Genomic DNA, 12,045 nt, shown 5'->3' with positions numbered 1-12,045 from the left:
TACCAGACCTTCAGGCAGTTCATGCGGGACATCCAACAGGCCAAGACCGCTACCATCCACTGATCGAAGTCACTGCAGTTCCATCACAGTGTTGCACTTCGGATTGGAGACCGCCCATCAAAAACTTATTGTCGTTTGTGAAATTGGTGGATAGATTCTCTGTGAAATTTCACCAGCCGTCGAGCGGCCATTCTTTCAGGAGACACGATGTCCACTTCCCCCATTCCCCAGGTTCCGCTGTTCATCAACGGCGAGTTCGTCCAGTCCCGCACCACACAGTGGCGCAACGTGGTCAATCCGGCCACACAGGAGGTGCTGGCCCGCGTGCCGCTGGCCACGCCCGACGAGGTCCACGTTGCCGTGGCCGCTGCCACCGAAGCGTTCAAGACCTGGCGCAAGACGCCCATCGGCACCCGCGCGCGCATCTTCCTGAAGTACCAGCAGTTGATCCGCGAGAACATGAAGTCGCTCGCCGCCACGCTCACGGCCGAACAGGGTAAGACCCTGGCCGACGCCGAGGGCGATGTCTTCCGAGGTCTGGAGGTGGTGGAACACGCCGCAGCCATCGGCAACCTGCAATTGGGCGAACTTGCCATGAACGTGGCCGGCGGCGTGGACACCTACACACGCCTGCAGCCACTGGGGGTGTGCGCCGGCATCACGCCGTTCAACTTCCCGGCCATGATCCCGCTGTGGATGTTTCCGATGGCCATCGCCTGCGGCAATACCTTCGTGCTCAAGCCCTCCGAGCAGGACCCCATGGTCACCATGGCGCTGGTGAAGCTGGCCCACGAAGCGGGCATTCCCAAAGGTGTGCTCAACGTCGTGCACGGTGCGGCCGAGGTGGTGGACGCGATCTGCGACCACCCGGACATCAAGGCCATCTCTTTCGTCGGCTCGACCAGGGTCGGCACGCATGTCTACAACCGCGCCTCGCTGGCCGGCAAGCGCGTGCAGTGCATGATGGGCGCGAAGAACCACGCCATCGTCCTGCCTGACGCGCACAAAGAGCAGACGCTCAACGCCCTGGTCGGCGCCGGCTTCGGCGCAGCCGGCCAACGCTGCATGGCCACCTCGGTGGTGGTGCTGGTGGGTGAGGCCCAGCAGTGGACTGCCGAACTGGTGACCAAAGCCAAAGGCCTGCGGATCGGCAATGGCTGCGACAACCCCGACCTGGGCCCGGTGATTTCGTGTGCAGCCAAAGAACGCATCGAAGGCCTCATCGCCCGTGGTGTGGAAGAAGGCGCCACGCTGGAACTCGACGGCCGTCTGCCCGAACTGCCCGGGGCCCTCCGCGAAGGCAACTTCGTGGCACCCACCATCTTTTCGGGTGTCAGGCCCGGCATGGCGGTCTACGAACAGGAAATCTTCGGCCCGGTGCTCTGCCTGGTGGCAGCGGCCACTCTTGACGAGGCCATCGCCCTGATCAATGCCAACCCCAACGGCAACGGCACGGCCATCTTCACGCAGTCGGGCGCTGCCGCGCGCAAATTCGAGGAAGAGATCGACGTCGGCCAGGTGGGCGTGAATGTACCCATCCCGGTACCCGTGCCGATGTTCTCGTTCACCGGCTCGCGTGCGTCCAAGCTCGGTGACCTGGGCCCCTACGGCAAGCAGGTGGTGACTTTCTATACCCAGACGAAGACCGTGACCGCGCGCTGGTTCGAGGACGACGTCTCGACCGGTGTGAACACCACCATCAGCCTGCGCTGACCACCCGGGTCCGCCATGAACTTCGAGCTGAACGAGGAACAGTCCGCGTTCCAGCAGGCTGCGCGCAACTTCGCCACGAACGAACTCGCCCCGCGCGCGGCCGAATGGGACGCCCGGGGGCATTTCCCGAAGGACGTGATCGCGCAGGCCGGTGCACTGGGCTTCTGCGGCCTGTACGCCGACAGCGCCTACGGGGGTCTGGGGCTCTCGCGCCTGGACGCCACCGTGGTGTTCGAGGAACTGGCCGCCGCCTGTCCCTCGACGGCGGCCTTCATCACCATCCACAACATGGCCACCTGGATGGTCACGGCTTTTGCCCGCCAGGACGTGGCCAGCCGCTGGGGCCCCATGCTGGCCAGTGGACAGGGCCTCGCGTCCTACTGCCTGACCGAGCCGGGCGCCGGCTCAGACGCGGCCTCGCTCAAGACCACGGCCCGGCGCGACGGTGACAGCTATGTGCTCAGTGGCAGCAAGGCCTTCATCTCGGGCGCCGGCAGCACCGACGCGCTGGTGGTGATGTGCCGGACCGGCGGGCCCGGCGCGGCCGGCATCTCGGCCCTGCTGGTGGGCGCCGACAGCCCGGGCATCCACTACGGCAAGAAGGAAGAGAAGATGGGCTGGAACAGCCAGCCCACACGCACCATCAGCTTCGACCACGTGCGCGTGCCCGTTTCGCATCTGCTGGGCCAGGAAGGCGAAGGCTTCAAGATCGCCATGAAGGGGCTGGACGGCGGGCGCATCAACATCGCCACCTGCTCCGTCGGCGCGGCCCAGGGGGCGCTGACCGCCGCACAGCGCTACATGCACGAGCGGCGCCAGTTCGGCAAACCGCTGGCCGACTTTCAGGCGCTGCAGTTCAAGTTGGCCGACATGGCCACCGAGCTGGTGGCCGCGCGCCAGATGGTGCGGCTAGCCGCCAGCCGGCTGGACCACCGGCACCCCGACGCCGCCACCTACTGCGCCATGGCCAAGCGCCTGGCCACCGACATCGGCTTCGAGGTCTGCAACCAGGCGCTGCAGATCCACGGCGGCTACGGCTATATCCGCGAATACCCGCTGGAGCGGCTGCTGCGCGACGCGCGCGTGCACCAGATCCTCGAAGGCACCAACGAAATCATGCGGGTGATCGTCGCCCGCCGCATGTTGCAAGACCACGCCACGGAGACCATTCGATGACTGAACCCACCTATGCGGGGCTGTCGCTTGAAAAGCGCGGCCACACCGCCATCGTGACCCTGAACAACCCGCCCGCCCACACCTGGACGGACCACAGCCTGGCCGCACTGACCCGGCTGGTCAAGGACCTGGAAGCCGACCGCGACGTCTATGCCCTGGTCATCACCGGCGCTGGCGAGAAGTTCTTCAGCGCGGGCGCCGACCTCAAACTCTTCGCCCCCACCGCCACCGGCACCGACAAGGCCACCGCCGCCACGATGGCGCGCCGCTTTGGCGAGGCGTTTGAAACACTGGCCGCCTTCCACGGCGTGAGCATCGCCGCCATCAACGGCTACGCCATGGGCGGCGGGCTCGAATGCGCGCTGGCCTGCGACCTGCGTGTGGCCGAAGAGCACGCCGTCATGGCGCTGCCCGAAGCCTCGGTCGGCCTGCTGCCCTGCGCGGGCGGCACCCAGTGGCTGGCCTGGAACGTGGGCGAGGCCTGGGCCAAACGCCTGGTGCTGCTGGGCGACCGCGCCGACGCCGCCATCGCGCTGCGCATCGGCCTGGTCGATGAGGTGGTTGGCAAAGGCCAGGCGCTCGAACGCGCCCTGGCCCTGGCCGCGAAAGTGGCCCAGCAAAGCCCCAGCGCCGTGCGCGCCTGCAAGCGGCTCATTCAGGGCGCGCGACACGGCTCGCCGCAGCAGACCCTGGTGGCCGAGCGCGAAGCCTTCATCGATCTGTTCGACACCGCCGACCGCAGCGAAGGTGTGTCGGCCTTTCTGGAAAAGCGGGCGCCGCAGTGGAAGAACGGGTGAGCCGCATGACCGAAGCCGCCGTGCTCTTCGACACCATCTCCACAGCCAGCGGCCACCACTTCGGCCGCGCCACGTTGAACGCGCCAGCCAGCCTGAACGCGCTGTCGCTGCCCATGGTGGACCTGCTCCACCCGCAACTGCAGGCCTGGGCGCAAGACACGTCCATCGCTGGCGTGCTGCTCGACGCCGCCGGTGACAAGGCCTTCTGCGCCGGTGGCGATGTGGTCGGCCTGTGCCAGGCCATCCGCGCCCTGCCGCCGGGCCTGGTGCCGCCCGAGGCAAGTGCCTTCTTCGAGCGCGAGTACCGGCTCGACCACACCATCCACACCTACCCCAAGCCCATCGTGTGCTGGGGGCACGGCTTCGTCATGGGTGGCGGCATCGGGCTCATGGCCGGTGCCTCGCACCGGGTGGTCACGCCGCGCTCGCGCCTGGCCATGCCCGAAATCAGCATCGGCCTCTACCCCGACGTGGGTGGCAGCTGGCTGCTCGCGCGCCTGCCCGGCAAGACCGGGGCCTTCCTGGCCCTGACCGGCGCGCACCTCAACGCAGCGGATGCGCTGTTCGCCAGCCTGGCCGACTTCCTGTGCCCGCACGAGGCGCACGCCGGCCTGCTGGCCGGCATCGCGGCGGCGTCCTGGCGCGGCGAACAGGCTGGCGACGCGGCACAACTGAGCCACCTGCTCGAACGGCTGGGTACCGGCACCCAGCCGCCCGCCTCCCCGCTGCGCACCCACTTCGACCGCATCAACTCCGCCATCGGCCACGACGGGCTGGACGGCATCGCGCCGCGCTTGGCCGCGCTGGCGCAAGACGCCGACCCCTGGCTGGCCCAGGCCAGTGCCACCTTCGCCAAAGGCTCGCCCACCTCGGCCGTGCTGGGGCTGGAGATGCAGCGCCGGGCCAGGCACCTGTCGCTGGCAGACGCCTTCCGGCTCGAACTACAGGCCTCGGTCGGCTGCTGCGCCCAGCCCGACTTCGCCGAAGGCGTGCGCGCCCTGCTGGTGGACAAGGACAAGGCCCCGCGCTGGACGCCCGTCACCCTGGCCGAGGTCACGCCCGCCTGGATCGAGGAGCACCTGCGCCCGCGCTTCGAAGGCCCGCACCCGCTGGCCGACCTGAACTGAACCGACCCAACCGACGACTTCCCCCCATCGAGGAGACTTCCATGTCCACACTTCCCCGCATCGCCTTCATCGGCCTGGGCAACATGGGCGGCCCCATGGCCGTCAACCTGCACAAGGCGGGCTACACCGTCTGTTCCTTCGATCTGAGCACTGTTGCGCTGGAAAAGGCACGGGAGCAAGGGCTGGAAACAGCAACCTCGGCCATGGCCGCGATCGACGACGCGCAAGTGGTGATCTCAATGCTGCCAGCCAGCCGACATGTGGAAGCGCTCTACCTCGGTGAAATGGGTGTGATGTCCCAACTGGCACCGGGTGCTCTGGTCATCGACTGCAGCACCATCGCGCCCGCCTCGGCCCAGAAGGTGGCAGCGGCGGCGCAGGCCTGCGGTACCTCGATGATCGATGCGCCGGTTTCCGGCGGCGTGGCCGGCGCAACGGCTGGCACGCTGACCTTCATCGTCGGCGGTGAAGCAGCGGCGCTGGAACGCGCTCGCCCCGTGCTGCAGGCCATGGGCAAGAACATCTTCCACATGGGCGACGCCGGTGCCGGCCAGGTGGCCAAGCTGTGCAACAACATGGCCCTGGGCGTGATCATGGCCGTGACGGGCGAGGCCATTGCCCTGGGCGTGGCCCACGGCCTGGACCCCAAGGCCCTATCGCAGATGATGGCTGTGAGCACCAGCCGCAGTTGGGCCACCGAGGTCTGCAACCCCTGGCCCGGCGTGCTGGAGAACGCGCCCGCCTCGCGCGGCTACAGTGGCGGCTTCGGCAACGACCTCATGCTCAAGGACATGGGACTGGCGGTCGAAGCCGCCATGGGCATCGGCGCCACCATCCCGCTGGGCGAGCTGGCCCGCAACCTCTACGCCATGAACAAGCAGGCCGGACGCGGCGGGCTGGATTTTTCGAGCGTGGTCAAGCTGTTGAACGACAAGGCATGATCTCTTCGTGACAGACGGCCAGTGGGGTGAGCTGGCCATACCGCCCTTGAAAGTACAGCAAGGGCTGTGCAGCGGCGCCTGAACCTGAGGACCCCAGCGCCTTGACTTCGCCGATCACGATCAGGTGGTCGCCTGCGGCATGCTCGGCGTGAATCGCACAATCGAGCCAGAGCAGGCAGTCAGCGATGACCGGGTTGCCCAGTGACGAGGCCTGCCACTTGACGGCGCTCCATTTGTCCGCACCTTGCTGCGCAAACAGCCTGGACACATCCGCCTGGTCGGCGGACAGGATGTTGACCGCAAAACGGCCGGCCTGGCGGATCAGCGGGTAGCTGTACGAGCTGGACTTGACGCTGAAGGACACCAGCGGTGGGTTCATCGACACGCTGTAGAAGGCACTGCAGGTGAAGCCGATGGGCTCACCCTCGAGCTGTGAGGTGATGACCATGATGCCCGAGGCGAAATGCCCCAGCGCCTGTCGAAAGCGCTGGGAGTTTATGGCCGTGGTGTGGATGGCCTCGGTGTTGGCAGGCACCCTCATCCGGCAGCAAGTTCGTTGCGGACGATCTCTGCGCCAGCGCTCAGGGCCCTGAGTTTGTCGCGGGCGACCAGGCGAGACAAAGGGGCCATGCCGCAGTTGGTGCACGCGTACAGCTTGTCCGCATCGACATACTGCAGCGCCTTTCTCAGCGTGTCGGCCACTTCTCCAGGGGTTTCAACGGTGTTGGTGGCCACGTCAATGGCCCCCACCATGACCTTCTTGCCCCGAATCAGTTCGATCAGCTCCATGGGCACGCGCGAGTGGTGGCACTCCAGCGAGACGATGTCGATACTGGACTTTTGCAGCTTGGGGAAGGTCTCCTCGTACTGCCGCCACTGCGAACCCAGGGTTTGCTTCCAGTCGGTGTTGGCCTTGATGCCATAGCCATAACAGATGTGCACGGCGGTTTCGCACTGAAGCCCTTCAATGGCCTTCTCCAGCGTGGCGATGCCCCAGTCGTTGACCTCGTCAAAGAACACGTTGAAGGCGGGCTCGTCGAACTGGATGATGTCCACGCCCACGGCCTCCAGCTCCCGGGCCTCCTGGTTGAGGATCTTGGCGAATTCCCAGGCCAGTTTCTCTCGGCTTTTGTAGTGCGCGTCGTACAGCGTGTCGATCATCGTCATGGGGCCCGGCAGGGCCCACTTGATGGGCTGGCGGGTCTGCTGGCGCAGGAACTTGGCGTCCTCGACGAAGACGGGCTTCTGGCGCGAAACGGGGCCCACCACGGTCGGCACGCTGGCGTCGTAGCGGTTGCGGATGCGCACGGTCTCGCGCCTGGCGAAATCGACACCGTCGAGGTGCTCGATGAAGGTGGTGACGAAGTGCTGGCGTGTTTGTTCACCGTCGCTGACGATGTCGATGCCGGCGTGCTGCTGTTCTTGCAGCGACAGGCACAAAGCATCGCGCTTGCCATCGGCCAGTTCGGCATCCTGCAGTTTCCATGGCGACCAGAGTTTCTCGGGTTCGGCCAGCCACGAAGGCTTGGGCAGGCTGCCGGCGGTGGATGTGGGCAGAAGTTTGTTCATGTTGGCTTGCGTGTGGCGTATTGGGGTTGCGTGTTGAGGTTGCGTGTCAATGGACCTGGTCGGCCAACCAGCGCTGAAGCACGGCCTGGTAGGGCTTGATGAAATGCTCTTCGGCGAACCTGCCCTGCTCGACGGCCAGCCGGCTGCGCTCTTCACGGTCGTACACGATGTGCGTCACCGAATGGTCCTGGTTCTTCAGGCTCGGTCGGTAGCAGGCCCCGGCGCTGGCGTTGGTGTTGTAGATCTCGGGCCGGTAGATGCGCTGGAAGGTCTCCATCGTGCTGATGGTGCCGATGAGCTCCAGGTTGGAGTAGTCGTTGAGCAGATCGCCAAAGAAGTAGAACGCCAGCGGCGCATTGCTGTGGGGCGGCATGAAGTAGCGCACCTGCATGCCCATCTTCCTGAAATAGACCTCGGTCAGCGAAGGCTCATCGGGCAGGTATTCAAAGCCCAGGACCGGGTGCTGGTTGCCCGTGCGCTGGTAGGTCTTGTTCTCCGACACGCTCAGGCAGATGACCGGCGGCTTTCTGAAATGCTGCCGGTACACCTCCGACGTGACGAAGTGCTGGAACAGCGTGCCGTGCAGGTCGCCAAAGCGCTCAGGCACGCTGAAACCCGCCCGTTTCTGGTTGTGCTGCTGCAGCAGCACGCTGAAGTCATAGTCCCGAACGTAGGAGGAGAAGTTATTGCCCACCAGACCATCGATGCGCTGACCGGTCTGGTGATCGACGATGGCCGTTTTCAGGATTTCAATCGCCGGGAACGGCGTTTGGCTGTGACCGCCGGCCATGCGCATCTCGACGGTCACGATGTCGAGCTGCACCGAATAGCGGTCGGCCTTGGGGTTGTCCCAGTGCGCCAGGGCGTTGAAGCGCTGATCGATCATGCGCAGGGCATTGCGCAGATTCTCCTGGCGCTTGGGGCCCCGGGCCAGGTTGGCAAAGTTGGTGGTGATGCGCGTGCTGTCCGATGGCTGGTAGTTCTCATCGAAACGGATGCGCTTGACGGTGAATTCAAATGGCTGGCTCATGGTCTCGCTGACTCATTCAGGCAAAGTTGCAGACACGCAGGGTTTTGGCGGCTGAAACCATGCGTTCCAATGACGGCAGCACCTCGGCCCACTGGCGGGTTTTCAGACCGCAGTCGGGGTTGACCCACAGGCGGCGCACGGGGATGCGCTCGGCGGCCTTGCGCATCAGGTCCACCATGTGCTGCTCGGTCGGAATGTTGGGCGAGTGGATGTCGTAGACGCCAGGGCCGATTTCGTTGGGGTACTGGAAGTGCTCGAAGGCATCCAGCAGCTCCATGTCCGAACGGCTGGTTTCGATGGTGATCACATCCGCATCCATGTCGGCGATGGACGCGATGATGTCGTTGAACTCCGAGTAGCACATGTGGGTGTGGATCTGGGTCTCGTCGCGCACGCCGTTGGCGCAGATGCGGAAACTCTCCACTGCCCAGTCCAGGTAGTCCTGCCATTGCGACTTGCGCAGCGGCAGGCCTTCGCGCAGCGCTGCTTCGTCGATCTGGATCACCTTCACGCCGGCCTTTTCCAGGTCCAATACCTCTTGCCGGATCGCCAGAGCCAGCTGCTGGCAGCTGACCGAGCGCGGCTGGTCGTCGCGCACGAAGGACCAGTTCAGGATGGTGACCGGACCGGTGAGCATGCCCTTCATGGGCTTGTCGGTCAGCGACTGGGCGTAGCTGATCCAGTTCACCGTCATGGCCTTCGGGCGGCTGATGTCGCCGAACAGGATCGGCGGCTTCACGCAGCGCGAGCCGTAGCTCTGCACCCAGCCGAACTGGCTGAAGGCGTAGCCGTCGAGCTGTTCGCCGAAGTATTCGACCATGTCGTTGCGCTCGGCCTCGCCGTGCACCAGCACGTCCAGGCCCAGCTTTTCCTGCTCACGCACGCTGCGTTCGATCTCGGCCTTCATCGCGGCCTGGTAGCCCGCTTCGCCCAGCCGGCCCGCCTTGTACTCGCTGCGGGCGTGGCGGATCTCGGCGGTCTGCGGGAAGGAGCCGATGGTGGTGGTGGGGAACAGCGGCAGCTTCAGCAGCGCGGCCTGTTTTGCGGCGCGCACGGCGTAGGTGCTTTCACGGCGGCCCAGATTCGCGTCGATCTTGGCCACTGCTGCCTGCACCGCCGGGTTGTTCACGCGCGGCGAGTGCCGGCGGGCCGTCAGCGCGGCCCGGTTGGCGTCCAGCTCGGCCTTCGCCGCGTCACGCCCGCAACGCAATGCCAGGGCCAGCACCTGCAGTTCATCGAGTTTTTGCAGCGCAAAGGCCAGCCAGGACTTGATCTCGGCGTCTAACTTGACTTCGCTGTTCAGATCCACCGGCACGTGCAGCAGCGAGCAGGACGGTGCGATCCACAGCCGTTCACCCAGGCGCTGGGCAATAGGTTCGAGCCAGTCGAGCACGGCGTTCAAGTCGGTCTTCCAAATGTTGCGGCCGTTGATCACGCCCAGCGACAGCACCTTGGTGCCGGTCAGCAGGTTAATCAGCGGCAGCACACCGTCGCGGTCGTTGACGGCGTCGATGTGCAGGCCCGCCACCGGCAGGTTGGCGGCCAGGTAGGCGTTGTCCTGCAGCTGGCCGAAGTAGGCGGCCAGCAGAATCTTGACGCGGCAGGCCTTGAGCTGGTGGTAGGCGGTGTTGAAGGCGTGGCGCCAATCTTCGTCCAGCTCGGTCACCAGGATGGGTTCGTCGATCTGCACCCACTCCACGCCCTGGTCGGCCAAGGTGTTGAGCAGCTCGGTGTAGACCGGCAGCAGGCGGTCCAGCAGGGCGAGTTTGTTGGAGTCGTCCTTGGCCTTGCCGATCGCCAGGTAGGTGATGGGGCCGACGATGACAGGCTTGGCCTTCACGCCTTGCGCCTGGGCCTCGGCAAGTTCTTCCAGCAGGCGCGAGGCGTCCAGCTTGAAGCGGGTGCCGGCCTTGAATTCGGGGACGATGTAGTGGTAGTTGGTGTCGAACCACTTGGTCATCTCGCCGGCGGCCACTTCACCGTGGTGGCCGCCGCAGCAGCCCTTGTCTTCCGACACTTTGGCCGAGCGCTCGTCATCGACAGCGGGCGCCGAGCGCCCGCGGGCCACGCGAAAGACGTTGTCCAGCACGTCGCCGTGAAAGCCTTGCACCCGCTCGGGCAGATTGCCCAGCAGGAAGCTGGTGTCCAGTACCTGGTCGTAGAACGAGAAGTCGCCCACCGGCACCAGGTCCAGCACGGATTGAGCCTGCCAATTTCGCCGGCGCAGATGGGCGCCCAGGGCCTTGAGCGCGTCGCGGCTGGACTCGCCCTTCCAGTACGACTCCAGGGCGAACTTCAGTTCGCGTTGGGCGCCGATGCGGGGAAAGCCCAGGTTGTGGGTGGTGACCATGATTCGAACCTTGTATATGTCAGAAAGTCCTTCATGGTAGGGATGGCAACCCGTGAAGTAAAATGGTAATTTCTCAGATATCCATGAACTCTGTTCATAATTAAATGCTCGAACGCATCCACCTGTCCATCGTCCAGGAGGTCGAGAAACAAGGCTCGCTGACCGCCGCAGCCGAGGTGCTGCACGTCACGCAGTCGGCGCTGAGCCACAGCATGAAGAAGCTGGAGCAGCAGCTGGGCACCGACATCTGGCTGCGCGAAGGCCGCAGCCTGCGCCTGACGCAGGCGGGCCAGTACCTGCTGGCGGTGGCGGGCCGTGTGCTGCCCCAGCTGGATCTGGCCGAGGAACGCCTGCGGCAGTTCGCACGCGGCGAGCGCGGCACGCTGCGCATCGGCATGGAATGCCACCCCTGCTACCAGTGGCTGCTCAAGATCGTCTCGCCCTACCTGGCGGCCTGGCCCGACGTGGACGTGGACGTGAAGCAGAAATTCCAGTTCGGCGGCATCGGCGCCCTGTTCGGCTACGAGATCGATCTGCTGGTCACGCCCGACCCGCTGCTCAAGCCCGGTCTGCATTTCGAGCCGGTGTTCGACTACGAGCAGGTGCTGCTGGTGGGTGCCGGGCACCCGCTGGCGCAGCAGGCTTTCGTCAAGCCCGCGCAACTGGCGAGCGAGACGCTGATCACCTACCCGGTGAGCATCGAGCGGCTGGACATCTACACCCAGTTCCTGATGCCCGCCGCCGTCACGCCCCGGCGCCAAAAGGCCATTGAGACCACCGACATCATGGTGCAGATGGTGGCCAGCGGCCGCGGTGTGGCCGCCCTGCCCCGCTGGCTGGCCGAGGAATACGCACAAAAAACCGGCGTGGCCGCCGTGCGCCTGGGGGCCAAAGGCATCGCCAAACAGATTTTTCTGGGCGCGCGGGAAGCCGATCTGGACATCGACTACCTGCAGGCCTTCATTGCCCTGGCCGCCCAGCCCAGGGGCGCCTGAGCAGCTGCGCGCCGTGGCCCGACGGCGCGGCCATGCGTTCGAGACCGCTCAGGCGGCTGCGGTGGCGCCCTGCAGTGCGCGGCGCAGGGCGTCGTAACCGCCCACGTAGGCCTGGGCGCCCTCGCGTTCGATGAAGGTCTGCGGCAGGCTGCGCACCGGCTGCCCTACCTTGGCCTGCAGCTCTTCCACGCTGATGTCCTGACCCACGGTGAGGTACTGGAAGCTGATGGACTGCATCTGGCACAGCAGCTTGCTCTTGTTGCATTCGACGCAGTTCTCTTTGCCGTAGATGATGACTTGCATGGAAGGGGTTCTTTCAGAAGGGATGGGGTGGAATGGAAAGGGGT

General features: G+C 65.4%; 11 protein-coding genes. 6 read left to right on the top strand and 5 right to left on the bottom strand.

Going from position 1 to position 12,045, the window contains the following annotated elements:
• Window positions 1-207: 207 nt before the first annotated feature.
• Genes ACE3P9_RS09655 through mmsB form a run of 5 tightly spaced genes read left to right on the top strand, consistent with a single transcriptional unit; the run spans window position 208 to window position 5,754 of the window.
• Window positions 208-1,713 (top strand): CoA-acylating methylmalonate-semialdehyde dehydrogenase, encoded by a 1,506-nt coding sequence (locus tag ACE3P9_RS09655; protein ID WP_374493707.1) that lies wholly within the window; start codon window positions 208-210, stop codon window positions 1,711-1,713.
• Window positions 1,714-1,728: 15 nt separating this feature from the next.
• Window positions 1,729-2,889: an acyl-CoA dehydrogenase family protein gene (locus ACE3P9_RS09650; RefSeq protein ID WP_374493706.1), complete on the top strand. Its 1,161-nt coding sequence runs from the start codon at window positions 1,729-1,731 to the stop codon at window positions 2,887-2,889.
• On the top strand, window positions 2,886-3,686 hold the full coding sequence (locus ACE3P9_RS09645; protein ID WP_374493704.1) for an enoyl-CoA hydratase: 801 nt from the start codon (window positions 2,886-2,888) through the stop codon (window positions 3,684-3,686). Before ACE3P9_RS09650 ends, ACE3P9_RS09645 begins: the two co-directional genes overlap by 4 nt.
• Before the next feature lie 5 nt (window positions 3,687-3,691).
• On the top strand, window positions 3,692-4,813 hold the full coding sequence (locus ACE3P9_RS09640) for an enoyl-CoA hydratase/isomerase family protein (RefSeq protein ID WP_374493702.1): 1,122 nt from the start codon (window positions 3,692-3,694) through the stop codon (window positions 4,811-4,813).
• Between the two features lie 41 nt (window positions 4,814-4,854).
• Window positions 4,855-5,754: a 3-hydroxyisobutyrate dehydrogenase gene (gene mmsB / locus ACE3P9_RS09635; RefSeq protein WP_374493700.1), complete on the top strand. Its 900-nt coding sequence runs from the start codon at window positions 4,855-4,857 to the stop codon at window positions 5,752-5,754.
• Here mmsB and ACE3P9_RS09630 read toward each other — a convergent pair.
• The 4 genes from ACE3P9_RS09630 to metE are packed head-to-tail and all read right to left on the bottom strand — an operon-like array spanning window position 5,729 to window position 10,703.
• On the bottom strand, window positions 5,729-6,289 hold the full coding sequence (locus ACE3P9_RS09630) for a flavin reductase family protein (RefSeq protein WP_374493698.1): 561 nt from the start codon (window positions 6,287-6,289) through the stop codon (window positions 5,729-5,731). The genes mmsB and ACE3P9_RS09630 overlap by 26 nt on opposite strands.
• Before the next feature lie 2 nt (window positions 6,290-6,291).
• Window positions 6,292-7,323: a methionine synthase gene (locus ACE3P9_RS09625; protein WP_374493696.1), complete on the bottom strand. Its 1,032-nt coding sequence runs from the start codon at window positions 7,321-7,323 to the stop codon at window positions 6,292-6,294.
• 46 nt (window positions 7,324-7,369) lie between these two features.
• Complete coding sequence (locus ACE3P9_RS09620) at window positions 7,370-8,353, bottom strand: DUF1852 domain-containing protein (RefSeq protein WP_374493695.1); 984 nt, start codon at window positions 8,351-8,353, stop codon at window positions 7,370-7,372.
• 16 nt (window positions 8,354-8,369) lie between these two features.
• Window positions 8,370-10,703, bottom strand: coding sequence for a 5-methyltetrahydropteroyltriglutamate--homocysteine S-methyltransferase (gene metE, locus ACE3P9_RS09615; protein WP_374493693.1), 2,334 nt, complete (start codon window positions 10,701-10,703; stop codon window positions 8,370-8,372).
• A 104-nt stretch (window positions 10,704-10,807) separates the two neighbouring features.
• On the opposite strand from metE, the gene ACE3P9_RS09610 reads away from it, so the two are divergent.
• Window positions 10,808-11,698 (top strand): LysR substrate-binding domain-containing protein, encoded by an 891-nt coding sequence (locus ACE3P9_RS09610; protein WP_374493691.1) that lies wholly within the window; start codon window positions 10,808-10,810, stop codon window positions 11,696-11,698.
• 48 nt (window positions 11,699-11,746) lie between these two features.
• Here the strand turns inward: ACE3P9_RS09610 and ACE3P9_RS09605 are convergent, their stop codons facing one another.
• The gene (locus ACE3P9_RS09605) at window positions 11,747-12,001 is read right to left on the bottom strand and encodes a glutaredoxin domain-containing protein (RefSeq protein WP_374493688.1); all 255 of its coding nucleotides are present in this window, start codon (window positions 11,999-12,001) and stop codon (window positions 11,747-11,749) included.
• Window positions 12,002-12,045: the final 44 nt, after the last annotated feature.

The organism is Allobrachymonas sp. (assembly GCF_041912815.1).
Lineage (GTDB): Bacteria > Pseudomonadota > Gammaproteobacteria > Burkholderiales > Burkholderiaceae_C > Brachymonas.
Note: the sequence above shows the minus strand (reverse complement) of the source record. Positions and strands in the feature narration are given on the sequence as shown.

Excerpts from the sequence above, each read along its gene's own strand:
- ACE3P9_RS09655 (WP_374493707.1), top strand. The coding sequence starts at position 208 with ATGTCCACTTCCCCCATTCCCCAGGTTCCGCTGTTCATCAACGGCGAG.
- ACE3P9_RS09650 (WP_374493706.1), top strand. The coding sequence starts at position 1,729 with ATGAACTTCGAGCTGAACGAGGAACAGTCCGCGTTCCAGCAGGCTGCG.
- ACE3P9_RS09645 (WP_374493704.1), top strand. The coding sequence starts at position 2,886 with ATGACTGAACCCACCTATGCGGGGCTGTCGCTTGAAAAGCGCGGCCAC.
- ACE3P9_RS09640 (WP_374493702.1), top strand. The coding sequence starts at position 3,692 with ATGACCGAAGCCGCCGTGCTCTTCGACACCATCTCCACAGCCAGCGGC.
- mmsB (WP_374493700.1), top strand. The coding sequence starts at position 4,855 with ATGTCCACACTTCCCCGCATCGCCTTCATCGGCCTGGGCAACATGGGC.
- ACE3P9_RS09625 (WP_374493696.1), bottom strand. The coding sequence starts at position 7,323 with ATGAACAAACTTCTGCCCACATCCACCGCCGGCAGCCTGCCCAAGCCT.
- ACE3P9_RS09620 (WP_374493695.1), bottom strand. The coding sequence starts at position 8,353 with ATGAGCCAGCCATTTGAATTCACCGTCAAGCGCATCCGTTTCGATGAG.
- metE (WP_374493693.1), bottom strand. The coding sequence starts at position 10,703 with ATGGTCACCACCCACAACCTGGGCTTTCCCCGCATCGGCGCCCAACGC.
- ACE3P9_RS09610 (WP_374493691.1), top strand. The coding sequence starts at position 10,808 with ATGCTCGAACGCATCCACCTGTCCATCGTCCAGGAGGTCGAGAAACAA.
- ACE3P9_RS09605 (WP_374493688.1), bottom strand. The coding sequence starts at position 12,001 with ATGCAAGTCATCATCTACGGCAAAGAGAACTGCGTCGAATGCAACAAG.